Source organism: Streptomyces sp. GQFP (genome assembly GCF_021545335.1).
In the GTDB taxonomy this organism is placed as follows: Bacteria; Actinomycetota; Actinomycetes; order Streptomycetales; family Streptomycetaceae; genus Streptomyces.
On record NZ_CP089312.1, the window covers coordinates 2,021,900 to 2,047,237 of the forward strand.

At 69.0% G+C, this 25,338-nt stretch carries 23 protein-coding genes; 3 read left to right on the forward strand and 20 right to left on the reverse strand.

Annotated elements, in window-relative coordinates; all coding sequences use genetic code 11:
• Positions 1-43: 43 nt before the first annotated feature.
• From LUX31_RS08820 to LUX31_RS08900, 17 genes are all read right to left on the reverse strand, one after another.
• Positions 44-958 (reverse strand): alpha/beta hydrolase, encoded by a 915-nt coding sequence (locus LUX31_RS08820; RefSeq protein WP_235474225.1) that lies wholly within the window; start codon positions 956-958, stop codon positions 44-46.
• A gap of 40 nt (positions 959-998) precedes the next feature.
• Positions 999-1,151, reverse strand: coding sequence for a hypothetical protein (locus LUX31_RS08825; RefSeq protein ID WP_235474226.1), 153 nt, complete (start codon positions 1,149-1,151; stop codon positions 999-1,001).
• Complete coding sequence (locus LUX31_RS08830) at positions 1,148-1,765, reverse strand: NADPH-dependent FMN reductase (protein ID WP_235474227.1); 618 nt, start codon at positions 1,763-1,765, stop codon at positions 1,148-1,150. The genes LUX31_RS08825 and LUX31_RS08830 overlap by 4 nt, the downstream gene beginning before the upstream one ends.
• Complete coding sequence (locus tag LUX31_RS08835) at positions 1,762-3,006, reverse strand: MFS transporter (protein WP_235474228.1); 1,245 nt, start codon at positions 3,004-3,006, stop codon at positions 1,762-1,764. The genes LUX31_RS08830 and LUX31_RS08835 overlap by 4 nt, the downstream gene beginning before the upstream one ends.
• Complete coding sequence (locus LUX31_RS08840) at positions 3,003-3,971, reverse strand: LLM class flavin-dependent oxidoreductase (protein ID WP_235474229.1); 969 nt, start codon at positions 3,969-3,971, stop codon at positions 3,003-3,005. The genes LUX31_RS08835 and LUX31_RS08840 overlap by 4 nt, the downstream gene beginning before the upstream one ends.
• Before the next feature lie 85 nt (positions 3,972-4,056).
• On the reverse strand, positions 4,057-5,607 hold the full coding sequence (locus LUX31_RS08845; RefSeq protein WP_235474230.1) for an acyl-CoA carboxylase subunit beta: 1,551 nt from the start codon (positions 5,605-5,607) through the stop codon (positions 4,057-4,059).
• Positions 5,604-7,661, reverse strand: coding sequence for an SDR family oxidoreductase (locus LUX31_RS08850; RefSeq protein WP_268828131.1), 2,058 nt, complete (start codon positions 7,659-7,661; stop codon positions 5,604-5,606). The genes LUX31_RS08845 and LUX31_RS08850 overlap by 4 nt, the downstream gene beginning before the upstream one ends.
• 3 nt (positions 7,662-7,664) lie before the next feature.
• Positions 7,665-8,615: an aromatase/cyclase gene (locus tag LUX31_RS08855; RefSeq protein WP_235474231.1), complete on the reverse strand. Its 951-nt coding sequence runs from the start codon at positions 8,613-8,615 to the stop codon at positions 7,665-7,667.
• A gap of 18 nt (positions 8,616-8,633) precedes the next feature.
• The gene (gene fabG, locus LUX31_RS08860) at positions 8,634-9,419 is read right to left on the reverse strand and encodes a 3-oxoacyl-ACP reductase FabG (protein ID WP_235474232.1); all 786 of its coding nucleotides are present in this window, start codon (positions 9,417-9,419) and stop codon (positions 8,634-8,636) included.
• A gap of 47 nt (positions 9,420-9,466) precedes the next feature.
• Positions 9,467-9,733, reverse strand: a complete 267-nt coding sequence (locus LUX31_RS08865; RefSeq protein WP_235474233.1) for an acyl carrier protein — start codon at positions 9,731-9,733, stop codon at positions 9,467-9,469.
• Between the two features lie 173 nt (positions 9,734-9,906).
• Positions 9,907-11,148 carry a ketosynthase chain-length factor gene (locus tag LUX31_RS08870; protein ID WP_235474234.1) on the reverse strand — a complete coding sequence of 414 codons (1,242 nt, stop codon included), beginning with the start codon at positions 11,146-11,148 and terminating at the stop codon, positions 9,907-9,909.
• Positions 11,148-12,428 (reverse strand): beta-ketoacyl-[acyl-carrier-protein] synthase family protein, encoded by a 1,281-nt coding sequence (locus tag LUX31_RS08875; RefSeq protein WP_235474235.1) that lies wholly within the window; start codon positions 12,426-12,428, stop codon positions 11,148-11,150. Before LUX31_RS08875 ends, LUX31_RS08870 begins: the two co-directional genes overlap by 1 nt.
• Positions 12,425-12,751, reverse strand: a complete 327-nt coding sequence (locus tag LUX31_RS08880; RefSeq protein ID WP_235474236.1) for a TcmI family type II polyketide cyclase — start codon at positions 12,749-12,751, stop codon at positions 12,425-12,427. The genes LUX31_RS08875 and LUX31_RS08880 overlap by 4 nt, the downstream gene beginning before the upstream one ends.
• 94 nt (positions 12,752-12,845) lie before the next feature.
• Complete coding sequence (locus LUX31_RS08885; RefSeq protein WP_235474237.1) at positions 12,846-14,330, reverse strand: FAD-dependent monooxygenase; 1,485 nt, start codon at positions 14,328-14,330, stop codon at positions 12,846-12,848.
• Positions 14,331-14,347: 17 nt separating this feature from the next.
• Positions 14,348-16,120 (reverse strand): acetyl/propionyl/methylcrotonyl-CoA carboxylase subunit alpha, encoded by a 1,773-nt coding sequence (locus tag LUX31_RS08890; protein WP_235474238.1) that lies wholly within the window; start codon positions 16,118-16,120, stop codon positions 14,348-14,350.
• Positions 16,121-16,219: 99 nt separating this feature from the next.
• A complete protein-coding gene (locus tag LUX31_RS08895) occupies positions 16,220-16,645 on the reverse strand; it encodes a hypothetical protein (RefSeq protein ID WP_235474239.1) in 426 nt (141 codons plus the stop codon).
• Positions 16,646-16,927: 282 nt separating this feature from the next.
• Entirely contained in the window at positions 16,928-18,124 is a 1,197-nt protein-coding gene (locus tag LUX31_RS08900; protein WP_235474240.1) for a helix-turn-helix domain-containing protein, read from the reverse strand.
• Between the two features lie 1,104 nt (positions 18,125-19,228).
• Between LUX31_RS08900 and LUX31_RS08905 the strand changes: the two genes are divergently transcribed.
• Positions 19,229-20,017, forward strand: a complete 789-nt coding sequence (locus LUX31_RS08905) for an SDR family oxidoreductase (RefSeq protein WP_235474241.1) — start codon at positions 19,229-19,231, stop codon at positions 20,015-20,017.
• A 175-nt stretch (positions 20,018-20,192) separates the two neighbouring features.
• Here LUX31_RS08905 and LUX31_RS08910 read toward each other — a convergent pair whose 3' ends face one another.
• Together LUX31_RS08910 and LUX31_RS08915 are read right to left on the reverse strand one after the other, a co-directional pair.
• The gene (locus tag LUX31_RS08910; protein ID WP_235474242.1) at positions 20,193-21,602 is read right to left on the reverse strand and encodes a helix-turn-helix transcriptional regulator; all 1,410 of its coding nucleotides are present in this window, start codon (positions 21,600-21,602) and stop codon (positions 20,193-20,195) included.
• 248 nt (positions 21,603-21,850) lie between these two features.
• Positions 21,851-22,636 carry an SDR family oxidoreductase gene (locus tag LUX31_RS08915; RefSeq protein WP_235474243.1) on the reverse strand — a complete coding sequence of 262 codons (786 nt, stop codon included), beginning with the start codon at positions 22,634-22,636 and terminating at the stop codon, positions 21,851-21,853.
• A gap of 187 nt (positions 22,637-22,823) precedes the next feature.
• Between LUX31_RS08915 and LUX31_RS08920 the strand changes: the two genes are divergently transcribed.
• Positions 22,824-23,327 (forward strand): nuclear transport factor 2 family protein, encoded by a 504-nt coding sequence (locus LUX31_RS08920; protein WP_235474244.1) that lies wholly within the window; start codon positions 22,824-22,826, stop codon positions 23,325-23,327.
• 15 nt (positions 23,328-23,342) lie between these two features.
• Here LUX31_RS08920 and LUX31_RS08925 read toward each other — a convergent pair whose 3' ends face one another.
• Positions 23,343-24,635: a helix-turn-helix transcriptional regulator gene (locus LUX31_RS08925; protein WP_235474245.1), complete on the reverse strand. Its 1,293-nt coding sequence runs from the start codon at positions 24,633-24,635 to the stop codon at positions 23,343-23,345.
• 253 nt (positions 24,636-24,888) lie between these two features.
• Here LUX31_RS08925 and LUX31_RS08930 point away from each other — a divergent pair, with 253 nt between their 5' ends.
• On the forward strand, positions 24,889-25,335 hold the full coding sequence (locus LUX31_RS08930) for an Rrf2 family transcriptional regulator (RefSeq protein WP_235474246.1): 447 nt from the start codon (positions 24,889-24,891) through the stop codon (positions 25,333-25,335).
• The last annotated feature ends 3 nt before the right edge of the window (positions 25,336-25,338 follow it).

A 25,338-nucleotide genomic window follows, 5' to 3' on the forward strand; every position in this document is an offset into this window, starting at 1 on the left:
TGAGCGCATCTCACTTCCCGTATGCCGTCGACGGAACGGGCCGTCAGGCCGCCGGGGCTGCCGGGGTCGGCGCCGAGCGCCCCGACACAGCCCGGCAGGCGAGGCATTCCTCGAGGAACGCGAGGGCCTTCAGATGGTAGGACCGCGCTGCCCAACCGAGGCTGACATTGTGTCCGGCGTCCGGAACGCGGTCGACGAGGACCCGCGGTGCCGCGAGACGAGCCGTGAGATCGGCCAGCGAGTCCTCGTCGTGCAGCCAGTAGTCCTCGTGGGCGGCGAAGGTCAGCCTGACCGGGACCCGGACCTTCGCGGCGATACCGGGGAAGAGGTCGGGCCAGCGCACCGCGTCCCGGCGTTCACGCGCCGGCATGGGAGCCACCAGCGTCGCGCTGGTGCGGAACGTGTCCGGCGGATACGACCGCAGCGGGCCCCAGTTGCGCATCCAGAGCCGGGCTCCCCGGGCGTCGAGGAGCCCGTCGGGGTCCACGGCGTACCGATGGCCGCAGCCCGACATGTCGAGCCCGAGCAGTCCCGCGTTCCGGCCGTCGCCCGCTGCCGTCAGCGCGAGCTTGCCCCCATAGGAGTGGGCGACCAGGAAGAACCCGGCTCCGACGGCGTACCGGGAGGTGAAGTGGTCCAGCGCGCGATGCAGGGTCACGGACTGTTCGGTCAGGGTCTGTCCGTCGGGGAGCAGGGCGGCCGAACGGCCGTAGCCGGGGCGGTCGACGGACAGGACCGTGTAGCCCAGTCCTGCTCCGAGCGTCATCAGCGACAGGTCCGGATGCGCCTGCCCGTCGAAATAGCCCGCGCGCATGCCGCCGCCGTGCAGGGCGACGACCACGGCCCTCGGTGCCGGGGTCGCCGGTTCGGCGAGCAGGGCGGAGAGAGTGACGTCCCCGCCCTGGAGGGTGATGCGGCGAACGCCTGGGGACAGGGTTTCCGGCAACACGCGGACCATGTTCCTTCCTTTCGTCTCGTCTCGTCTCCGGCTGTCTCGGTCAGTCGGTGCCGCGCAGAATGTGCGACTCCTCCGGCTCCCCGTCGTCCTCTCCCGCGAGCAACTGCGTCGGCGTGTCCGCCGGGTGCGTCGAGCGCCCCTGGATTTCGTGCCGGCCCGGGTCCGGAAGCTCCGTTCCCCCCTCCGTGGTCATGTTCCGTACGGCCGTTCGGCCCGGGCGCTGCGCAGTGCCCGGCCCCACCAGGTGAGCTGGTCCAGCAGGACCTTCGCCGCACCCTCGCAGTCCTGCGGACTCAGGGGACGGCCGTGCGCGTCGAACCGGTCCCATGCGTTGTGGAAACTCACCGAGTCGCGCACGGAGACCGCGTGCAGTTCGGCGAAGATCTGCCGCAGGTGTTCCACGGCCCTGAGTCCACCGCTCAGTCCACCGTACGAGACGAAGCCGACGGGTTTGGCCGCCCACTCCTCGCGGAACCAGTCGATGGCGTTCTTCAGCGCTGCCGGAACGGTGTGGTTGTACTCGGGGGTGACGACGACGAAGGCGTCGGCCTCGGCCAGTCGGCCGGCCAGCGTCCGGTGCACCCGGGACGTGTCCGGCGGCGGGGCGTGGCCGGGCTCGGGCATGATCAGCGGCAGCGGATGCTCACGGAGGTCGACGACCTGGACGGCGACGTCGTCGTGCGCCGAGGCCTGCTCGGTGAACCAGGTGGCGACGGTCGGGCCGAACCTTCCCTCCCGTACGCTGCCGGTGATCACTACGAGCCGGATCGGCTCCTCCTCGGATGCTGTCGCTCCTGGATCTGTCACGGCTGTGCCTTTCGGTCGGTGCCGGGCCGGAGTCCGGTGAGGGCGATGAACAGGCCCGCTGCGCCCACCGCCGCGATGAACGCCAGCGCCGGCCGGTGGCCGTCGCCTCGGGTGAGCGACAGGGCGACCAGCGGTAGCACGATGACGGAGCTGAGCTGGACCGCCGTCTGGTAGAGCGGCACCGCCGAGCCCCGGTCCGCGGCCGGGATCGTGGATGTGGCCTGAATGTTCAGAGCGGCGAAGGAGAGCACGAAGCCCGCCCCCACCAGGAGCAGCGCGGGCAGCAGCCGGGCCGCGTACGGCTCGGCCTCCGGCTGCCACAGGTAGAGCACCTGGCCGAGCAGCGGGGTCAGAGCGCCCAGGGTGATCAGCCGTGCCGTGCCGAACCGGCCGACGAGACGGGCCGCGAACGGCACCGTCAGAGCCAGTGGCAGACAGGCCGGCAGCAGTGCGAGCGCCGTCTGCCAGGGAGCCCAGCCGACGTCCGGTGCGGCCGTCTGAAAGGTGACGACCAGCAGCAGCCCGATGTACGAGCCGTTGAGCGAGGCAGCGCAGACGGCCGCCCTTACCAGCCGTCCGTCGCGGAGCACCGCAAGGTTGACCGAGGTCCTGCCTTCCGTACGCGGGGCGGACGGGATCAGGCGGCGCCCGAAGAACAGCAGCAACAGTGCGATGGGGGCGGGGAACAGGAGCGTCCACCGCCAGCTCGCCTCCACCAGTACGCCGGAGAGCAGCAGACCCACGGTGAACCCGGCCGCACCGAACAGGGAGTAGACGGAGACGGCCCTGCGCTGCTGTGCCGTCTCCTGGAAAGCGGTGCTGATGATGGCCAGTCCGCTGGGTGCGGTGATCGCGGCGCAGAAACCCTTGACCACTCGGGTGGCGATCAGCAGCGCCGTGTTGTCGGCCATGCCGCCGACGGCCGAAGCCAGGGCGAAGACGAGCATGGCCACGAGATAGGCACGGCGGCGCCCGAGCCGGGCGTTGAACCACTGCCCGAACACGAGCAGCGCGGCGAAGCCCAGGGCGAAGCCGCTCATCAGCCACTGCACCTGCCACAGGGAGAGCCCGAGGTCCGCGCTGATCGTGGGCAGCGCCACGAGCACCACGGACACTTCCAGGGCGTCCAGGACCATGTTTCCCGAGAGGACGAACAACAGCCCAAGCAGCCTCGGGTCCCGGACCCGGCTCCCTCGACTCGCGGGCCCGGCGCCGGTGCCGGAGGCGGGCGGCGAGGTCATGAGGACAGCAGCGCGGGGAGCTTCTCGCAGACGAGTTCCATGTGGCGCAGCACAAGGTCGTCGGGCAGTCCCGCGATGTCCGCCCAGAAGATGAGGTGCTCCACCGGCAGCCCCTCGGTCATCTCCCGGATGCGGACGGCGGCGTCCTCCGGCGTGAGGACCTGGAGTGCTCCCCAGGGGGCGTCGGAGGTCCGGTCGCGCAGCGCGTCCGGGTCGATCAGCGGTGGTGCGGGCTTGCCGGTGCCCTCCACCGAGGCCTGCTGGTAGGAGTTCAGCTGGTGCGCGAGGTGCGGAGCGATGCGGACCCAGGCCGCGTCCGGGTCGTCGGACAGGAAGATGGGCAGCAGGTCGGACACGCGTGCGCGCCGCGGGTCGTGGCCGCCCTCTGCCAGTCCGGCCCGGTAGTGCTCGTAGACCTTGTGCGAGATGTGCAGCAGGCCGATGCCCAGCCGGCCGGCCAGCCGCCCGCCGCGGGGACCGTAGAACCCTCCCCACAGGGGCACAGGGTCCTGGATCGGGCCGGGGGTGACCGCCTTCTCCTGCCACAGACGGCGGACCTCGACGATGTGGCGTTCCGTCGTGGTGAACCGCTGCGAGATGTCGGCGCCGAAGAGTTCGTACTCGGGCATCCGGTATCCGGCGCCCATACCGAGTTCCAGCCGTCCGCCGCTGATCAGGTCGACGATCGCCGCCTCCTCGGCGATGTGAGCGGGCTCGCGCAGGGCGGGCAGCATGACGGAGGTGCCGATGCGGACCCGGCGGGTGCGAGCTGCGACGGCCGCCGCGAACGTGAGGGGCTGGGGGAGGTAGCCGTCCTCGAAGAGATGGTGCTCGGTGAGCCACACGCCGTCGGCGCCGCGCTGGTCGGCCTCCTCGCAGAGCTCCAGGGCACGTGCGTAGTGATCGGCCCAGGGGCGGTGCCACTGTGCCGGATTGCGCAGGTCGAAAAGCAGGCCGACTTTCATCGGACGTTCCCCATTCGTCTCGTGTCGTCTCGTGGTCGGGGTCGGGGTCGGCGCGACGTCGTGTGCCGTCTGCCGTCCCGCTGTCTCACTGGGGCGGGTTGCCGTGCTTGCGGCGAGGCAGGTCGGCGTCCTTGGTGTGCAGCATGGACAGCGCGCGGATCAGCACGGGTCGCGTTCGGCGCGGGTCGATGACGTCGTCGACGAGGCCGCGTTCCGCCGCGTAGTACGGGTGCATCAGCGCCTCCCGATACTCCGCGATCTTCTGTTGCCGGGTGTGTTCGGGATCTGGTGCGGCGGCGATCTCACGGCGGAAGACGACGCCCGCGGCGGCCTCCGCGCCCATCACCGCGATCTCGTTCGTGGGCCAGGCCAGCGCGATGTCCGCGCCGATCGACCGGGAGTCCATGACGATGTAGGCGCCGCCGTAGGCCTTGCGCAGGATCAGGGAGATGCGTGGCACGGTGGCGTTGCAGTAGGCGTACAGCAGTTTCGCTCCGCGCCGGATGATGCCGTCGTGCTCCTGTCCGACCCCTGGCAGGAAGCCCGGTACGTCGACGAGGGTGACCAGGGGGATGTTGAAGGCATCGCAGAACTGGACGAACCGCGCGCCCTTCTCGCTCGCGTCGATGTCGAGGACGCCGGCCATGACAGCGGGCTGGTTGGCGACGATCCCGACCACGCGGTCGCCGAGCCGGGCCAGCGCGCAGACCAGGTTGGCGGCCCAGGCGGCGTGGACCTCCATGTACTCGCCGTCGTCGACGAGTTCCTCGATCACCGCACGGATGTCGTACGAGCGGTTGCCCTCGTACGGCACCAGTTCGAGCAGGGTGTCGCTCTCCCGGTCCGGCGGGTCCTCCCCTCGCGTACGGGGCGGCAGTTCGCGGTTGTTGGAGGGCAGCAGGGACAGCAGGTAGCGCACCTCGGCCAGGCAGGTCTCCTCGTCGTCGTAGACGAAGTGGGCCACGCCCGAGTTCTGGCCGTGGACGTCCGCCCCGCCCAGTCCGTCGTGCGAGACCCGTTCACCTGTGACCGACTGGACCACGTCGGGGCCGGTGATGAACATCTGGGAGATGCCGCGCACGGCGAAGACGAAGTCGGTGAGCGCCGGCGAGTAGGCCGCTCCGCCGGCGCACGGCCCCAGCATCACGCTGATCTGCGGGATCACTCCGGACGCCCGGGTGTTGCGGGCGAAGATTCCGCCGTAGCCGGCGAGCGCGGACACGCCTTCCTGGATCCGTGCTCCCGCGCCGTCGTTGAGCGAGACCAGTGGGGCGCCGGCCGCGGCGGCCATGTCCATCACCTTGTGGATCTTCTGCGCGTGCGCCTCGCCGAGCGCGCCGCCGAAGATACGGAAGTCGTGGGCGTAGAGGAAGACGGTCCGCCCGTCGACCTCGCCCCAGCCGGCGACCACACCGTCGGTGTACGGCCGCTTGTCCTCCAGGCCGAAACCGGTGGCACGGTGGCGACGCAGCGGTTCGAGTTCGGTGAAGCTGCCCTTGTCCAGCAGGAGTTCGATCCGCTCCCGCGCGGTGAGCTTTCCCTTCGCGTGCTGCCGCTCGGTGGCCATGGGATCCGGTCCGCTGCGGGCCTGCTCCTTCAGCTCGCCGAGTTCGGTCAGGCTGTCCACGGCACTCATCCGAGCAACGTCCCTCCGGTCGCGTCGATGAACGCGCCGGTGATCCAGCGTGCTTCGTCGGTGGCCAGGAAGGTGATGACATCGGCGACCTCGCCTGCCTCGCCGACCCGCTTGAAGGCGGACAGCTGCGCCATCTGCTCCACGGCCTCCGGGATGTCGAAGACGGGACCACCGTTGTTGGTGATGCCCGGCGCCACGGTGTTGACCGTGATCCGCCGCGGTGCCAGGTGCCGTGCGAAGTGCAGGCTCAGCTGCTCGATGGCACCCTTGGTCATCGCGTACGCCACCTGATCGGGATTGGCGACCCGGGTGAGGCCGGAGGAGATGTTGATGATGCGTCCGCCGTCCGGCATGAGTCCGAGTGCCCTCTGCACGATGAAGAACGGCGCCTTCGCGTTCACGGCGACGTAGTGGTCGAAGTCCTCGGGGGTGACGTCCTCCGGGGCGGTGCCGACCGCGGACGTCGCGCCCGCGTTGTTCACCAGGATGTCCAGCACCGTGCCGCCGGTGCGCTCCTTCAGGCCCGCCGACAGGCCGAGGAACAGCTCGTGCACGTCGCCCGGGACGCCGAGCGGCGCGCGGACGGGGAAGGCGCGTCCGCCCTCCTTCTCGATCAGGGCGACCGTCTCGTCGGCGGCGTCCTGGTTGGACGCGTAGTGCACGGCGACCAGCGCGCCCTCGCGCGCCAGGCGCGATGCGGTGGCCCGGCCGATGCCCCGGCTGGACCCGGTGACCAGTGCCGTCTTGCCGGTGAGCCTCGTCATGTCTGAACTCCCTTGTGCCGTGTGTGCTGACGTGGGTGTGGAGGGGGTGGGTGTGGAGGGTGGAGGGGCTGTGCTCGGCGGAGGTGGGTGACCGAGGCCGCTGATCCCCCGAGCCAGTTGGGTGCGCACGCTGTCGAAGCGCAGAAGTTCCCCGAAGACCGACCGCAGGCCCTCGACCTCCGGCCCGCCGAGCAGCAGCCGTGCCTGCGCCTGGATGGCGGTCAGCGCCTGCCTGCCGGCGGGGTGCCGATCCTCGTGGTAGCCGTGCAGGACGGAGTCCCCGGCCGCTCCAGTGACCCGGGCGGCGAGCCGTGGGCCGAGGGCGGCGGAGTCCTGCAGCCCGAGGTTGAGTGCCTGTCCGCCGACCGGCATCTGGACGTGGGCTGCGTCGCCCGCCAGGAACACCCGGTGCATCCGGTAGCGGGCGGCCTGCCGCAGGGTGTCGTCGAACGCGCCCCGCCACAGCGGGCGGGCACCGCTGATGTCCTCACCGGTCACCTCGGCCCACGCCGCGGCGATCTCCGCGAACTCCGGCAGGCGGGTGCGTGATCGAGGCGCCCGCCCGTACACGTGCACCATGACCCGTGTGGTTCCGTCGGGCCAGCGGAAAGCGGTGGCGAGGCCGGCCTCGTGCCGCTCGAAGCGCCGGTCGGGGATGCGGACGCCGGCAATGTCCGCGCGGAGCATCTCCCGGGTGGCGGGCTGCCCGGGGAAGTCGAAGCCGGCCAACTGGCGCACGGTGCTGCGTTCTCCGTCGCAGCCGACCGCGTACGCCGCCGACAGCCGCTCGGGGAGACCGCCCGGCCCCGCGGCCACCACCTCCACCCGGTCCGTGTGCTGGACGAGTCCGGTGACCGCCCGGCCGCGTCGGACGTCGGCGCCCAGTTCGACGGCCCACTCGTGGAGCATGGCCTCCATGCGGGTCTGCGGGCACTTCCACTGGCCGGCGTACGGATGACCGGGGTCGGCGGCCCTCAGGTCGAGCGGTATGCCGCCGAAGTGGCCGGTGCCGCCGTCGGGCAGCGGACCCAGCCTTTCGAGCAGCCCCCGTTCGGCGAGGACGTCCATCGTTCTGGCGTGCAGGGTGGAGGCCCTGGACTCGGCGGTCGGCTCGGCCAGTTGCTCCAGCACGATCACCCGGGCAGCACCGCGGCGCAGTTCACCCGCCAGCATCAGGCCCGCCGGTCCGGCGCCGACGACCACGACATCGGTGTCCAGGGAACCGTCGGTGTACGAGGCCCCGGTCTCCGTTGCGGACTCCCGGGCCCGGCTCTCCAGCGCGTCCGCCATGGTTCAGGCGCTCCGCGCTTCCGCGTACTCCTTGGCGTATCCGAGAGTCGCCCTGCTGTTGTGGCCCAGGGCCTCCCGGACGAAGGAGCGGGCGGCCTCGACGTCGGCTTCGGGTCCCAGCACCCGCTGGATGTTCTCGCTGTTGATCACGACGGTGTGCTGGGAGGTCGCGGTGGTGACACCATCGGTGTCCTCCGCCAGCAGCCAGTAGCCGGTGTGCAGGGTCATCAGCGGAGGCAAGGTGGTCTGCTTGTACGCGATCCTGCGGTTCGGGAAGCAGACGCGTACCGACTCAGTGGTGTGCGTGGAGCCGTCCTTGGTGAGCGTGTCCATACGCAGCACCTGGAGCCCCGGGGTGTCCTCGGAGAACTGGACGGCGGCGACGTGCGGCAGACGCTCGACCCACAGCTCGGCCTCGTTGAGGAAGTCGTAGACGTCCTTGGCCGCTCCGTCGATGCGGACGGTGTCCTCGAAGGACAGGGTCAGCTCGGCCGCCCCGGTCGCCAGCTCCATGTTCGCCTTGAGCGAGGCCAGTTCGGAGCGACTGTTGTGGTCGACCGCCTCGTCGATCCAGGCGAGCTTCCCGGGATCGTCGTCGATGGCCCGGTAGTCGTGCAGCAGGCGCAGTCGTGTGGTGGTCTCCCCGACGGGTTCCATGATCCAGGTGCCACCCATGTCGGCCACGGGCGGGGTGGAGACCTCCTGCCGGAACTCGATCCGACGGGCCTCGGGGTCCAGTGTGCGGCGCGACGACCAGTTCTTGGCCTCGCCGTTGGCGGTCGCCCAGATCCGGATGCGCTCCTCGTTCCCGTTGCGCTCGACGTAGTCGACGTACACCGACGGCGGGAAGATGCGGGGCCAGTTCTCGACCTCCGCGAGCAGCCGGTAGACGTCCGAGGCCGGGGCCTCGACGGTGATCTCATGTTCGACCTGGCGCGCTGACTGCGGGTTCATGAGGGTCCCCCTCCGGGATCAGAAGTTGCCGAGGCCACCGCAGACGTTCAGGGCCTGCGAGGTGATGGATGAGGCGGTGTCGGAGGCCAGATAGCCGACGAGGCCGGCGACCTCCTCGGGGGTGGAGTAGCGGCCGAGCGGGATCTTGGCCTGGAACTTGTCGAGGATGGCCTCCTCGCTGGTGTCGTACGCGGTGGCGTAGCCCTGGCGGACGCGCTGGGCCATGGGGGTCTCGACGTAGCCGGGGCACACGGCGTTGACGGTGATGCCCGTGGGGGCCAGCTCGTTGCCCAGGGCCTTGGTGAAGCCGACGACGCCGTGTTTGGAGGCCGAGTACGGGGCGCCGAGCACGACGCCCTGCTTTCCGGCGGTGGAGGCGATGTTGATGATCCGACCTCGGCTCTTGGCCCGCATGCCGCCCGTGGTCAGTACCTCGCGGGTCATCCGGAAGACGCTGTTGAGGTTGGTGTCGATCACGTCGAACCAGAGGTCGTCGGCGATGTCGGCCGTGACCCCGCCGCCGCTGCGTCCGGCGTTGTTCACCAGCACGTCGACCGGCCCGTACCGCTCGACGGCGGTCCGGACGAACCGCTCGACGTCCTCCTTGGACCGCACGTCACAGGCGACGCCGTCCACGTCCAGCCCCTCGTCGCGCAGTTCCTTGACGGTGCTGTTCACGCTGTCCTCGGTGCGGGCGCAGAGGTAGACCTGATGTCCTGCACCGGCCAGCACCCGGGCCGAGGCGAGGCCGATGCCGCTGGTCGCGCCGGTGATGAGGGCGACCTTGGCGTCCTGGTGTGTCATGTGTGTCTCCTGGGGTGTCGGGTCGCGAGCAGCCTCGGGGCGAGGGCTCAGGTGGTCGGGACACCCGACACCTGTTCGGTGATGGTTCCGATCAGACGGCGCGGGGTGAGGTCGTCGGTCATCGTGTCCTCGGCGAGGTCGATGCCGTATTCCCGCTCGATGCGGCCGAAGGTCTCCAGCATCGCGAGGGACTCGTAGCCCAGCGCCGTGAACTCGGTGTCGAGGATGTCTCCGTCGAGATCGACGGCGTCGTCCGTACCGGCGCCCTCACGCAGGATGCGTTTGAGGTCGTCGAGGGTGAAGCAGGCAGGCATGGCGGTGGTCCTTCCCGGGGTTCGGTTCGGGGCATGGACGAGCAACTTGCGTGCAGCAAAAGGGAGTTGCCGCATGCTCAGGAGTGCGGCCGGAGGTCGGCCGGGTCTTGGGGCCCAGGGCTTCCGGCCCGGGCCCACGGTCGAGGGCGCGGGTCCGCGCCGCCGGCCCGGTGTCAGGTGACCGCGGCCCGTACGACCATCGCGGAGTTGAACCCGCCGTGGCCGCGGGCCAGTACGAGGGCCGAGCGCACCGGCTGCCGGCGCGTCTCGGTGACCAGATCCAGGTCGTACTCGTCCGACGGGGAGGTGTGCACGGTGGGCGGGATCACCCCGTCGCGGATCGTGAGGCAAGCGGTCGCCAGGTCCAGGGGGGCCGCGCCGGAGTACAGGCGGCCGGTCATCGTCTTGGGCACGGTGACCGGTACTCGCCGGGGGCCGAAGACCTTGCAGAGCGCCTCGGCCTCCAGCCGGTCCGGCTCCGGCAGCCCGGCGGCGTCGGCGAAGACGACGTCGATGGCGGCTGGATCCGTGTCCGCGTCGGCGAGGGCGAGTTCGACGGCCCGGCGCAGCCCCGGCTCGCGCCCGCTGTCCGGTGCGGGGTCGAAGGTGGCGGCGTATCCCGCGATCTCACCGTAGATCCGTTCGGCACCGCGGGCGCGAGCGTGCTCGGCGCTCTCCAGCACGAGCAGGGCGCCTCCCTCACCGGGCACGTAGCCCCGGGCGTCCGCGTCGAACGGCAGATAGGCGCGCTCGGGTTCGTCGCTGGTACTCAGTCCTCCGCCGGCGAGCTGGGCGACCCAGCCCCAGGAGCAGAGCGAGGCGTCGACGGCACCGGACATGATCAGCGGGGTCCCCTTACGGATCTGCCGACGGGCCTGCGCCACCGCGTCCAGGCCGCCCGCCTGGTCACTGACCACGACGCCGCTGGGGCCCCGCATCCCGTGTCGGATGGAGATCTGCCCGCTGTTGACGGCGTAGAACCAGGCGAACGACTGGTACGCGCTCACGTACTTGCCGCCTTTGCTCCACAGCGCCCGTAACTCCTTCTGGCCGAACTCGAAGCCGCCCGCGTGGCTGGCGGTGATGACCCCCATGGCGTAGTCGGCCATCTCCGCGGGTGTCACACCGGCATCGGCGAGAGCCCAGTCCGCGCTCACCAGCGAGAGCCGCGTCATCCGGTCGGTCTGCGGCAGCAGCCTGCCGGGCAGCTCTTCCTCGGCCTTGAAGCCCTTGATCTCACCGGCCAGCCGGGCCGGATAGCCGGAGGAGGCGAACCTCGACAGCGGGCCGATCCCGCTGTCCCCGCTCAGCGTCGCCGACCAATACCGGTCCAGGCCCAGGCCGTTGGGTGCGGCGACTCCGATGCCGGTCACCACCACCCGGGTGGGCTCGCGCGCCGAGGTGTCCGCCCCCATCAATCGCTCCTTCCGGGTCCGGTCAGCACGATCGCGCTCTGGAAGCCGCCGAATCCGCTGCCCACCGACAGCACTGTGTCGGTGGTGTGCTCCCGCGCGGTGACCGGTACGTAGTCCAGGTCGCACTCGGGGTCCCGCTGGTGGAGATTGGCCGTCGGCGGCACGACGTCGTGCTCGATGGCCAGTGCGGACGCGGCGATCTCGATCGAGCCGATGGCGCCCAAAGAGTGCCCGACCATCGACTTGATGGAGCTGACCGGGACGTCGTAGGCACGCTCGCCCAGACTTCGCTTGAACGCGGCGGTCTCGTGCCGGTCGTTCTGCTTGGTGCCCGAGCCGTGCGCGTTGATGTAGTCGATGTCCTGCGGGGCGAGCCGGGCCTCGTCCAGGGCGACCCGGATCGCCTCGGCCATCTCGCGGCCGTCCGGACGCAGACCGGTCATATGGAAGGCGTTGCTCCGCGTCGCGTACCCGGCGATCTCCGCGTAGACGTGCGCGCCACGTCGCCGCGCGCTCTCCAGCTCCTCCAGGACGAAGACCGCGGAGCCCTCGCCCAGGACGAAGCCATTGCGGCTGGCGTCGAAGGGCCGGGAGGCGTGCTCGGCGTCGTCGTTACGTGGGGTGGTCGCCTTGATCGCGTCGAAGCAGGCCACGGTGATCGGGGAGATGGGTGCGTCCGAGGCGCCCGCGACCATGACGTCGGCGGAGCCCTCCCGGATCAGTTCGGTGGCGTATCCCACCGAGTCCAGCCCCGAGGTGCAGCCGGTCGACACCACCGTGTTCGGCCCCTCGGCGCCCACGGCCCAGGCCACCTCAACCGCGAACGAGCTGGGGACGAGGTAGTTGTACAGGTGCGGCACCGCGTAGCGGTGGTCCACGAGGTCCAGCCGTCCGCCGTCACTGACTGTGCGGTACTCCTCGTCGAGTCCCATGGTGGCGCCGACGGCGCTGCCGATGGTCACGCCGGTCCGGTGCGGGTCGAGCGTGGCGAACTCCAGCCCGCTGTCGGTGACGGCCTCGCGGGCCGTGACCACCGCCAGCTGCGCCGCCCGGTCCGTCCGCCTGATCTCCTGGGGGCTCAGTCCGTGCAGCTCCGGATCGAAGTCGATCTCGGCCGCGACCTGGGAACGGAATGCCGACGGGTCGAAGAAGGAGATGCGGCGGGTCGCGGTGCGCCCATCCGTCAGCAACTGCCAGAAGTTCTTGGTGCCCACTCCGCCGGGGGCTGTCACGCCGATGCCCGTGATGGCCACCCGGCGGCGGGACGGGGAGACGCTCATCGCGCGCTCCAGTCGTAGAAGCGCTGCGCCATGGCGTCGGAGGGCGAACGCCAGGTGGCAGGGTCGTAGGCCTCGATGAAGGGCTTCAGATCCTCGCTGATGCCGACGAATCGCGGGTCGGTCTTCGCCTTCTCGATGCGCTCGCCGCCGTCCTGCGTGTCGAAGTCCTGCAGGTGGAAGTAGAGACCCTTGTACGAGTAGAGCTGCCTGCGACGGGTGCCCATGAGGTGCGGCATGTCGGTGCGGTCGAACTCTGCGAAGAGCTGCGCGACATCGCCGGCCGACGTGAGGTCCATCCGAGCGACTATCAGAGTGCTGTGCATCTTTCCCTCTCCGGTTCCTGGTGCCTGCTCGTCGGGGTGGGGGTGCGGGGTGAGCTTCTTCCATGCGCGAAGGGCTCCATCGGGGCGAAGACCTTCATCGTGGCGAGCCGAACCAGCGGCCCAGGGCCATGGGCAGGTCGTGGTGGCTGCCGGGTGCCGCCCAGGCGACATGTCCGTCGGGGCGCAGGAGCACCGCCGCCGTGCCGTGGAGCGGGCTGCCCGCAGGCACGTCGTACGGGGTGGCGGTGACGACGTCGATCCGGTCGGACCATCCCTCCGCCCGCTGACGCAGCCAGGTGCTGGCCTCCAGGTCGAGCAGCACACCGCGCCCTGCGCGTAGCAGTTCGGTGCTGCTGGTCGCCCGTCCGTCGCAGTCCAGCCGCAGGTGGGGCATGCGCGTCCCCAGCAGAGGATGGCTCCCGGTGCCGACGTCGTAGCGGATGTCCAGTCCACTCACCTTGGCTGCCAGATGCCGGCTGACGTCGTCGTTCCGGACCATCTCCGACAGCACGTCGCGCAGTGGTCCGACATCGGCTCCGCCCAGGATGAGCAGGCTCTGTGCCTTGGTGTTCTCCAGCAGCCTGCGGCCGACCTCGTGGCGTTCGGTGTGGTAGGTGTCGAGCAGGTCGGCGGGGGCGCCGCCTCGGAGTACCGCAGCGAGCTTCCAGCCCAGGTTCGCGGCGTCCTGCAGACCCGTGTTCATGCCCTGGCCGCCGGCGGGCAGATGGACGTGGGCGGCGTCGCCGGCCAGCAGCACCCGGCCCCGCCGGTACTCTGTGGCCAGACGGGCGGCGTCGCCGAAGGCACTGACCCAGACCGGTTCGGCGTGCGAGATGTCGATGCCGGTGAGCCGCTTCCAGGCGTCGGCCACCTCCGCGAAGGCCGGGGGCTCGGTGCGCCGCTGGGGCCGCGTGTCCCGTTCGGAGACGATGATGCGGTGCGCGCCGTCGGGCAGTCTGGCCACCATCACCATGCCGCCGGACAACTGCTCGCCCACCATGCGTGGTTCGAGATCCACGCCGCGCAGGTCGGCCAGCAGGAGTTCGGTCGTGGCGGGGGTGCCCGGGAAGTCGAATCCGCCGGCCTTGCGCACCAGGCTGCGTCCTCCGTCGCAGCCCACAACGTACCGGGCACGCAGCGTCTCCTCACCCGAGGCTTCCCGGGTCCGTACGGTGACGCCGGATCCGTCGTCCTCGAGGGACAGGAACTCGCTGCCCCGGCGGATGTCGGCACCCAGTTCCCGTGCCCACTCCTCCAGCGCTGCCTCCGTCACGGACTGGGGCACGGTCTTCGCGGCCTGATGAAAGCCGCCGAGCACCCCGAGGTCCAGGCCGATTCCGCCGAAGTGGCCCTGATTCCCGTACTCGATCTCGCCCGCCTGGTGGCGGCTCAGGCGCGGCAGGAGGCCTCGCTGGTCGAAGAGTTCAACGGTGCGGATCGTCATGCCGATCCCCCGGGACTCACCGGTGCGCCGCGGGAGGCTCTCCAGGACGGTGACGCCGATCCCCGCGAGACGTAACTCCCCCGCCAGCATGAGTCCCACAGGCCCTGCGCCGATAATGAGCACCGAAGTGTCCATGTTCCTCTCCAAGGTTGTCAGTCCTTGATCTCGCAGATGGGGGCGCCGGAGGCGACGGAGGCACTCACCTCCGCGGCCAGGCCCTTGACGGTGCCGGCCTTGTGGGCGTTGAGGGGCTGTTCCATCTTCATGGCCTCCAGGACGACGACCAGGTCGCCCTCCTTGACCTCCTGGCCCTCCTCGACGGCGACCTTGACGATGGTGCCCTGCATGGGGGAGGCGAGGGTGTCGCCGGAGGCCACCGGGCCGGACTTCTTGGCCGCGCGGCGCTTGGGCTTGGCCCCGGCGGCGAGGCCGGTGCGGGCCAGGGACATGCCCAGGGAGGACGGGAGGGAGACCTCCAGGCGTTTGCCGCCGACCTCGACGACGATGGTCTCCCGGTCCGTCTCGTCCTCCGCGTCGGCGTCGGTCGGGGCGGCGAAGGGCTTGATCTCGTTGACGAACTCGGTCTCGATCCAGCGGGTGTGGACCGTGAAGGGGTCCTGGCTGCCGGTGAGTTCGGGGGCGAAGGCGGGGTCGGCGACGACCGCGCGGTGGAAGGGGATCGCGGTGGCCATGCCCTCCACCTGGAACTCCGCCAGCGCACGGGCGGCGCGCTGGAGGGCCTGTTCGCGGGTGGCGCCGGTGACGATCAGCTTGGCGAGGAGGGAGTCCCAGGCCGGGCCGATGACGCTGCCGGACTCGACGCCCGCGTCCAGGCGGACACCGGGGCCGGACGGCGGGGCGAAGGTGGTCACGGTGCCGGGGGCGGGCAGGAAGCCGCGGCCCGGGTCCTCGCCGTTGATGCGGAACTCGAAGGAATGGCCGCGCAGTTCCGGGTCGCCGTAGCCGAGTGCCTCGCCGTCGGCGATGCGGAACATCTCGCGTACGAGGTCGATGCCGGCGACCTCCTCGGTGACCGGGTGCTCGACCTGGAGGCGGGTGTTGACCTCCAGGAAGGAGATCGTGCCGTCCTGGCCGACGAGGAACTCCACCGTGCCGGCGCCGACGTAGCCGGCCTCCTTCAGGATCGCCTTCGAGGAGGCGTACAGCTCCGCGACCTGCTCCTCGGAGAGGAAGGGCGCCGGGGCCTCCTCCACCAACTTCTGGTGGCGGCGCTGGAGCGAGCAGTCACGCGTCGAGACGACGACCACGTTGCCGTGGGAGTCGGCCAGGCACTGGGTCTCCACGTGGCGGGGCTTGTCGAGGTAGCGCTCGACGAAGCACTCGCCGCGTCCGAAGGCGGCCACGGCCTCACGGACGGCGGAGTCGTACAGCTCCGGGACCTCTTCGAGGGTGCGGGCGACCTTCAGGCCGCGTCCGCCGCCGCCGAAGGCGGCCTTGATGGCGATGGGCAGGCCGTGCTCCTGGGCGAAGGCGACGACCTCGTCGGATCCGGAGACCGGGTCGGGCGTGCCGGCGACCAGCGGGGCACCGGCGCGCTGGGCGATGTGACGGGCGGCGACCTTGTCGCCGAGGTCACGGATGGCCTGCGGGGGCGGGCCGATCCAGGTCAGGCCGGCGTCGAGGACGGCCTGGGCGAAGTCGGCGTTCTCCGAGAGGAAGCCGTATCCGGGATGGATCGCGTCCGCCCCGGCGTCCTTGGCGGCTTGCAGCACCTTGGCGATGTCCAGATAACTGGTCGCCGGGGTGTCACCGCCCAGGGCGAACGCCTCATCCGCGGCGCGGACATGCGACGCGTCCCGGTCCGGGTCGGCGTACACGGCCACGCTCGCGATTCCGGCATCCCGGCAGGCCCGGGCAACGCGGACAGCGATTTCGCCACGGTTGGCGATGAGCACCTTGCGCACGATGGCTCTCCTGGGATGACGGCAGCGGAGTGGAAGGTGCCCTGGCGGCTCGGCCTGATCAGGAAGTCGCGGTCGAAGGCCGTCGGCCACCGCTTCCCGCTACGCCTTCTCGATGTTTTCGGCAATCCGTGCGAGCACGTCGTTGGCTACGAGGAACTCACTTTCGGAGATACCGACGAGAGATGTGGCGGCGTGGGCGTTCACCAGCACTTCAGCCCGATCGTGCGCTGCTGCACCGGCATCGGTGAGTTTGACGGAATCACCTGCTACGGAAATCCATCCGCGACTACCGAAATCGTCGACGATCGACTGGTAGGAATCGACTCCGTCGACCGCCAGAAAAGGAGCGAACGAGTCATCGATGGCGGCTACCGTGTCCACGTTGATGCTGATGGCATGCAGCACCTGCCACTGCCGGCGATTCAGGTTTTCACCGGACAGCGCCCGCCCAGTCGCCTCGTCGAACAACTGGTGCAGATGCAGAAACCAGTAACCAATGCGCTTCGTCGTGTTCTGCTGGAGCATGAGGAGCAGCACCTGCCTAGACACACGAGAGACACCCCGACGGGAGTCTCGGAGAAATGGTTTCACGGTCGATGACCGCAATCCGATCCTGGCATCCGGAAGAGAGAGACACAAGGACGGACCGGAAAACCTACGGCGCAACCGCAGTATGGGAACTCAATCTCTCAGAGAAAGATCTTCGTGCTGTTTCCGGACAAGCAGAACGCCGCCCGGACCGATATCGGCGGACGGCGCCCGTAGACATGGCGAGCACAGCATGAATTCTGCCGCACTCAAGGGGACTCAGCTCAGCACTGTGACGAGTTCCCGCCTACCGGAGATGGAGAGCTTCCGATACACACTGGACAAATGGAACTCGACTGTACGGACCGTCAGGAAATTCATCTCCGCAATGCGCCGGTTGCTGTGCCCGGCTCGGGCCAGGTAGGCGATCTTCTCCTCCTGCCGGGTGAGCGTAGAGGTGTTGTCGGGTGCCTGCAGACGCTCCAGAGCGAAGCGGATACGTTCCTGCCAGAAAGTGTTGCGGCACTCGTACGCCACGAAGGCGGCCTCGTCGAGCCGTTTGCGCGCCCTCGTCATCTCCTGCCGCCGAATGTGCATCATGCCGAGGTCGTAGAGGGCCTGCACGAGCTCGGTGTGCGCCCGCCCCAGGGCCAGCAGTGCGACGGCCTCCTCGAGTACGCCGACCGAGGTGTCGTCCCGGCGGGCCACTCCCACGGCATGCAGTGCGATGCCGACGCCGCGCGGCGATCCCCACTTCCTCGCCGCGATGAGTTCCTCCTCGGCCAGCGCGAGTGCCAAGTCGTACCGACGAGCACCCAGCGCCCCGAACACGGCCTTCGAACGCCACGGGATCACCGCCGGATTGACCACGGAGAAGGTGCTCAGTACCCAGCCGCAGGCCAAGTAGTCGTCGATGGCGTGCCGGAACTGCCCGCCGGACATGTGGAGGGCACCGCGTGCGGCCAGGATGTACGCGCGGTCCGGCAGGTCGGGGTCCAGTGGGCCGGCCAACTTGCGCTCGACCAGCACCTGGTGGGCGCCGTCGAGTTCACCGAGGTGCACGAGCGCCTCGATCAGCCACGCGACCGCGAGGGAGGCCGGCTGGGCCGACGGGCCACGGTCGAGCACCGCCTTGAGCATGTGCGTAGCCCGGCGAGCCTTCCCCGAGAGCAGGTTGCTCCGCGCCCGCAGCAGCAACAGCAGTTCCTGGCACAGGTGCGAGCCGACCCACGCGGGATCACACTCCAGGCGCTCGCACTGGGCGTTGACGGACTCGAGGTCACCGGCGTAAAGCAGGGCCAGGATCGCGAGCCACGTTCGGTGCGGGTTCGTGTGCGGCTCCGCCGCGCCGAGCAGCCGTTCGGCCCGCTCGGTGACCGTCGCGCGGTCCACTCCGCGATTCGCGAACTCGATGTTGCCCAAGGCGAGACATAAATCGTCAGGCGGTACGAGTGTGCGGTCGTCGGGGAGGGACATTCCCGGTACGTAGGTGGCCGTGCCCCGCTGCCACGCGGTCGTCCGTGACTCAGGGGCGGGTCCTTTCGCCACATGTCCGGCCGTTAGACACGTGGGGACCACCTCGGTTCCCGCGCCCGCCTTCGCGAATTGACTCTCCCTGTCGTTTCCGGCCATTTTCGCCACCCCCATCTGTTGACCAACAGCGCCACGTGGCAACGCGACACGGACTGGTCGCGTCGACAGAAACAAGGCTTTTGACCTCACTCGGCAAATCGGTCAACACATGGACATAGATACAGGGAACGCCTCACCGCCAGGTCAGGCGCCTCTCGTCCGGAAAGGCGGACAGGCCGCCCACGGCTGACGTCAGGACTGGATCTGCAGCATCGCCATTGATGACCGCCGTTGGAGGTCGGACTACGAACTACATCAGGGACACAAGGCAGTACCCTTAATCAGCCGACAGAAAATGAGATTCGCGGCATGAATTGCCACCATGAGCAGGGCCTTCAGCTCACCTTCGAACAAATCCACCCTGCCAGAATAACATCTCCATCGATTCGGGACCGATCGGTCCGCCTTAGAAATCGTGCCACAAGGTCACACTTCTGTCAACTGGACAACCAAACGGAAAGACACGGAGCAAAATCTCCTAACTGCCCGGCAATTCGGAAAAGGTTCACCCACATGTCATTCACGTGCCCTCGCCGTTTCGGCCGGCCCGTGAGGATATTTGGCGAGTCACCGAGCAGCATTCAGAGTTGTTTCACCACGTTTCATCCCATAGGGCAACAGCGACACCCCGGTGAGGGCACCGAGCCGCAGCGCGTTGCCCTGAGCTCGACCGGACCCTGGCTCTTCCCGAGGCCACTCAGAATTGTGGAGACGGCTTCGGTCGATCCTGGTTCGCGGTGCACCACATGGCCCTTCCACGCATCTATCGGCTCGACCGAGCCTCGCAGTCGGTCCGACGTGCCCGCAAGAGGGCCCTGGCAGCCCTGCGGGGGGCCCGCAGAAACGGGCGGCGAAAGTCTGGTGGAGAGCCGTAGAGACAACACCGCAGGCTCGGGTCCAAGGTCGCCTGACGGGCGATCTCCAGACGCTTCGGACCCGGGAGGAAACGTGGAGCAGTCACAGCAGGTGGTGCTGATCAGCGGCGCGAGCCGTGGGATCGGCGCGGCGACCGCACGGGAGATGGGAAGGCGCGGCTATCACGTGGCCGTGAACTACCACCAGAACGCCGATGCGGCCGCGGATGTGGTGAGCACGATCGAGTCCGCGGGCGGCTCCGCCCAGACTGTCCAAGCCGACGTCTGCGACCCCGAGCAGGTCGCCGGAATGATCGACCGGATCCGTACCGACCGCGGCCGAATCGATGCTCTCGTCTGCAACGCCAACACAGTGAATCCGCCGTTCGAGCCTCTGCTCACGCTCTCCTGGGACGATTTCATCGGGAAGGTGATCGGGGAACTGGCAGGAGCGTACTTCCTCACCCAGAGTGTGCTGCGTGTCATGGCGGAGGAGCGGAAGGGCCGGATCGTCTACGTTTCGAGCACGGCGGCGGACAGGGTCGGCAGTGTCGCGGCCCATTCCACGGCCAAGGCCGCGCTCAACACATTCAGCCGGCACGTCGCCGGGGTCGCAGCGCAGTACGGGGTCATCGTCAACACGGTCGCGTTCGGCGCGGTGCGGACCGACGCGTCCTCGGGTGTCATGATCGACGACCTCCGCAAGCTCATGGAGAGTCGATCGGTATTCGGCCGACTGATCGAGGCCGACGAGGCGGCGCGCAGTATCGCGATCGTCGCCGACGACGACTTCGGAGCGTCAGTGGGCCAAGTACTCCGCGTGGACGGCGGCTTCGACGTTCTGGATCAGCAACTCCACCCGATGGTGCAGCATTTCGAATAGTTCCAACGCCTCCACGGCGGCTGGGCGGAGTGGCCCTCCCCCCAGCCGCACGGCCACGAGCCGTATCCGGACGCTCTGGACGATGACAAGCCCTACGACATCCGGAACTCATCGGCACGGTCTGCTTGTCGGCACCGGTGCCCAAGGGCTGTGACGGTGAGTCGTGGCAACGGTCTCAGCCGATCAGCAATGCCGCTGTCGCCAGTTCTTCCCGCCCGGAGATGCCGAGCTTGCGGTACGTGTTCGAGAGGTGGAACTCGACCGTGCGTGCCGTCAGGTACAGGTCGAGCGCCACCTCCTTGTTGGTCCGGCCGGCGAGCGCGAGTCTGGCGACCTTCTTCTCCTGCTCGGTGAGCGACGGCGCCCAGTGACCGTCGGCCAGCCGTCGAACTGTGGCGGCCGCAAAGGCCGACCACGGCCGGAAGCCCGTGCCGGCCGCGGCACCGAGGAACTCCCTCGCCTCTTCGAGTCGTCCGAGCGACAGCAGCAGGCATCCTAGGCCGTAGCGCACCTTGGCCACCTCCAGGGTGTCCGGCGAGCCGGACAGCAACGACTCTGCTTCGAGAAGTGCGTCAACCCCCCTGTTGTCCCGCTGGGCGATGCCGAGCGCGTGCAGGGCGATTCCCTGCCCGCGAGTTGTTCCCCACCGCTGGGCCAGTTCGTGCTCCTGGCGCGCGAGCACGACGGCGAAGCCTGCTCGCCCGAGCGCCGAGGCGCAGAGCGCAGCCTGTGAACGCCAGGGGAGGACGGCCGGATTGCGCACCCCCCACATGCCGGCACACTCGCCGCAGGCAAGCGCGTCCTGGAGCCCCAACTGGAAGTTCCCCGCGGCGAGATGTGCTGCGCTGCGGGCGACAAGTAGTTGCGCTCGCTCGGGGTGGGGCGTGCCGGCACCGTGGAACCCGCTTTCATGCAGGGCGATGTACGCCTGCCGGTGCTGCCCGACCGCGCTGAGGGCCTCGACATGCCACGCGGCAGCCACCCCGGTGAGCTGGGGACTCGTGTTGCGCTCCCGGACCCGGCCGAACACCGAGACGGCTTTCGGCAGTTGACCGGACACCGCCCATATCCGCCCGCGCAGCAGCGCCAGCGCATCCCGGTGCAGGGCGGATCGGGTCCGCGTCGGCCCGGAGGCCGCCCGCGCACAGGCACTGTTCGCGGCCGACAGCTCGTTCGCATGGATCAGCGTGAGTACGGCCGCCCAGAAGCCGCCGACGTCGTCTCGTCCAGGCGAACCCAGCACGAGGTTGGCCTGGCGGACGGCCTCGGTGCGGTTCAGGCCACGGTTGGTCAGGAGCAACGCACGCACCGCATTCGTGCGTCTGACCGTGCGGCATCCGAACTGCCCTTCGCCTTCTTCTGCGCCGAGCGCCTGGGCGCCCGGAACGTACGTCAGGTAGGCCAGATCCTGTCCGCTGACGGCACTCGCGTCGCGTGCGACATCCCGGAGGGCCCGTTCGACCAGAACGTCCGCCTCCTGCCAGCGCCCCTGGGAGACGAGTTCGTGCCGTTTCCTCCTGGCCTCTGCGAGGAGGAGGCGTGGCTCACCCACGGTGCGCTGACGGGCCACGTCCCCCGCGGTCATTTCGAACGGCGTTCCGTGAGCGTGCTCCTGTCGGTTCACCGTGTCCCCGGAATTCCATGCCCGTCTCAGTTTCACGAAGCGCGACATGTGATTTCGTACGCCGAGCTGACCGAAATCACGAAGAAAGGTCGGCCCTTTCGGGCCGACCTCACAGTGGCATGCTTTCTTCGGGGGCAACAAGGGATGGGCCGGAAACCTACGGGCGTCCCACAGGGACGGGCACCCGCGGCCGTTCCCGTGTGCCTCCGTCAGCGGAAGCTGTCCGCCAGGGGATGCAGCTGCTGGTCCAGCACCTCGAACCCGCCGTCGACCCGGATCACCTGCCCTGAGGTAAACCCGAAGCCGTCATCGGCGACGAGGGCCACGGCGCGGGCAGCGTCCTCCGGTTGCACCCTGCGCGACACCACGGAACGGTCGGTCGTGTACTTCCAGAAGCTCTCACTGAACTCCGACGTGGCATCAGTGTGCACGGCGCCCAAGGAGACCGTGTTCACCGTGACCCCGTACTGGGCGGCGATGCCGGCGATATGACGACTGAACGTGTTCAGCGCCGCTTTGGCGACGGAATGGGGCAGGGCCATACCGATGGTGTCCGACGCCGTGCTGGAGATGTAGATGATCCTGCCCGACTTCTGCTCACGCATGACGGCAAGCGTCCGCTGGGTGAGGAAGAAGGAACCGGCGAGTTCTCCGTTGACCTTCGCGGCGAACGCGTCCCAGTCCAGTTCGGCGAAGGGCGCGAAGGGCGGTGTCACGGTGTTCGCGTTGCAGATCAGCAGGTCGATCCGCCCGTAGTCGGCGCGCACCCGCTCCACCAGCGCGCCGACCTGTTCACCGACACAGACATCTGCCTGGGCCGCCTCGGCCGTGCCACCGCGCGACTCGATCGCTTCGACCACGTCCGCTGCCGCACGGCCGTCGCTGCGGTAGTTCACGATCACGTGGTATCCACGGTCGGCCAGCTCCCTGGCCGTCGCGGCCCCGATGTTGCGGCCCGCACCACTGATCAGTGCGATTCGCTTCGACTGGTTCAAGGTGTCTCCCGTTCGGTGTCGCCGGCATTCCCGTTCCCGACCTTAATCGGATGCATGAATTCACGGATTTCGGAGTGACCCCAGGAATGGGGCGCGGGACTTGTGATGTCCGTCCTGCGGCTGCGAACCTGGGCGCGGTTTCAGCAAGAAACAGAACGGGATTCGACTGCGCTGGAGAGGAATCAAGATGGCGGACGGGGTGGACCTGGGGTCCCGGATCGACGAGTTGGCGGCCAGAGTGCGGGAGCTGGAGGCGATCCGGGAACTCACGAAACTGCGCAACTCCTTCCACCACTGCCTCAACGGTCGGAACTGGACCGGCCTGGGCACCCTGTTCACGACCGACGCGCACCTGGACTACGGAAGTTTCGGCGATGCCCGTGGCCGCGCGGCGATCCAGGAGTACTACAGCGCGCTGCTGCCGAAGATGGTCGAACTCCAGGGGGCATCCGAGGTGATGCTCAAGAACTTCAACCAGGTGCACCAGGTGACGGTCGACGGCGACCGTGCGACCGGTGCCTGCTTCTTCGAGGAGCACGTCAGGTTCGACAAGGAGGACGTGGTGCACCAGAGTGTGGGCCGGTTCTCCGACAGCTACGTGCTCGAGCACGGACGTTGGCTGTTCGGCAGGATCCAGCTGGAGCACTACTGGGTGGTTCCGGAGAACAAGGAATGGCGCTGGCCGTGGTGACGGTGCACGGGCGCCTCAGAGGAACTCGGTCATCGACCGGAAGAGGTGCCGCCGGTCGGTGAGCCCGAACTTGCGGTAGATCGCGGACAGATGGTGCTCCACAGTGCGGCGCGTCAGCGAGAGATGGTCGGCGATCTCGGTGTTGTTGTACCCGGCCCAGACCAGCTTGACCACACCGGTCTCGTGCTTGGTCAGGACCGGATCGCCGTGGGAGGACAGGAACCCGGACAGCCTCTCGGTGGCACGGTCGACGGCATGCCGGTTGCCGCTCCGCTGCGTGAGCTCCGCGATGCGCCGCAGGATCTGACGCACCCACACCACGTCGTCCTGGAGCCCAGGGGCGGCGCCGAGAACGTGGGCCGCGTAGGCGACGTCGCAGCGGGCGTCCGACGTGGTGAACAGATCGACGGCCTCGGCGACGAGATCCCTCGCGACCGAGCTGTCCTCCACCAACGCCGCGGTGAGCAACGCCCTGCCGATCTCCCGGGGAGAACCCCATCGTCTCGCTCCGATGAGTTCGGTGCGGGCGAGCGTACGCGTCAGCTCATCCTGTTTGAGCTCCCGCAGACACAGCACGACGCCGGTGCGCCAAGGGATCACCGTGGGATTGGCGAAATCGCACGCCGCGACCTCGGCCCCGCAGGCCAGGAAGTCCTTCAAGGCACGCTTCGACCGCCGCAGCGCGAGATGGAGCTGCCCTCTCGCTTGGAGCAGCAGCGCCTTGCCCGGCATCCGTACAGGGAGGGTTCCTGAGTAGCCATGGCCGACCAACAGGTTCTCCGCCGTGTACGGCTCGCCCAGCTGGACCAGTGCCTCGGTGAGCCAGCCCACCACCACCGCGTCCATCGATTCGGCGATGGGGCCCTGCACGAGCTCTCCGAGGATGCGCCGGGTGCCGTCCGGATCCCCGACCAGGAAGCCGATACGGCTGCGGACAATCTGCACCACCTGCGCCTCGGGACCGGTGCCGGACCACCGGGATTGCTCGGACAGGCGCGAGCAGTGCAGGTCGGCCAGCACCAGATCGCCGGCGAACACGAGCGTGAGCAGAGAGCGCCATACGCACCCGGTGTCGGGACACCGGCCGGCGTCGTACAGCTGGGCGTCGGCGTGGGTCACGACCGTGCCCCGGTCGACCCCGAGGCTGAGCAGGGTGAGGCAGTGGCGATCGCGGGTTTCCTGACAGTCGCACGTTCGCGGGGCCCGTTCACCACGGGGACCGCCGAGGAGACGGATGAGATCGGGCGATTCCGGGTGGTCGGGCGGACCGGGCAGCGACTTGAGGATCGTGCTGGTCAACCGCTCCACAGGCGTTCCTCCTCGTGGCCGTCCGGCCGGTCAGGCGGCGTCTGTTCATCACGGTACTGCGCGTGCTCCCGATGTCATTACGGTTCACCCTCAGGCTCCTCTCGTCCAAGGGGTGCGGTTCTTCGGGCTGTTGCTTCGCACACCGGGGGCTCGTGCGTGGCCCCGGCCGGACCCCGCATTGACGCGCCGATCAAACTGCCACTAGCCTCGTTACAGTTCAGATCGATGGGGTGCCGATCGGGAAGGGGTCGTGGTGAGTGTCAGCAGCAGGAGTGCGGTCGCGATTCACGCGCTCACGATGCTGGCACGCTGGCGCGATCACTCGTTGACCTCCACGGAGATCGCGGAGAGCCTGGCGAGCAATCCGGTCCTGGTGCGGCGGATCCTCGGCAGCCTGCGGGACGCCGGTCTTGTCTGGTCCACCGAGGGGCGCAACGGCGGCTGGTCGCTCGCCCGCCCCGCGCGCGACATCACGCTCCACGACGTGTACGCCGCCGTCGAAGCGGGGCCGGTACTGTCCCGGCACCCGCATCCACCGAGCGCCGAATGCGAGGTGGGGCGCAACATGCAGCGCCTGCTCGAAGTGGAGTTCCGGGACGCGGAACGGGCCATGGAGGAACGGCTCAGCCGGACGACGATCGCACATCTGGTCCAGCAGGTACTGGCGAGCGAGCGGGAGCTCGCGCAACGGAATCACTAGTCG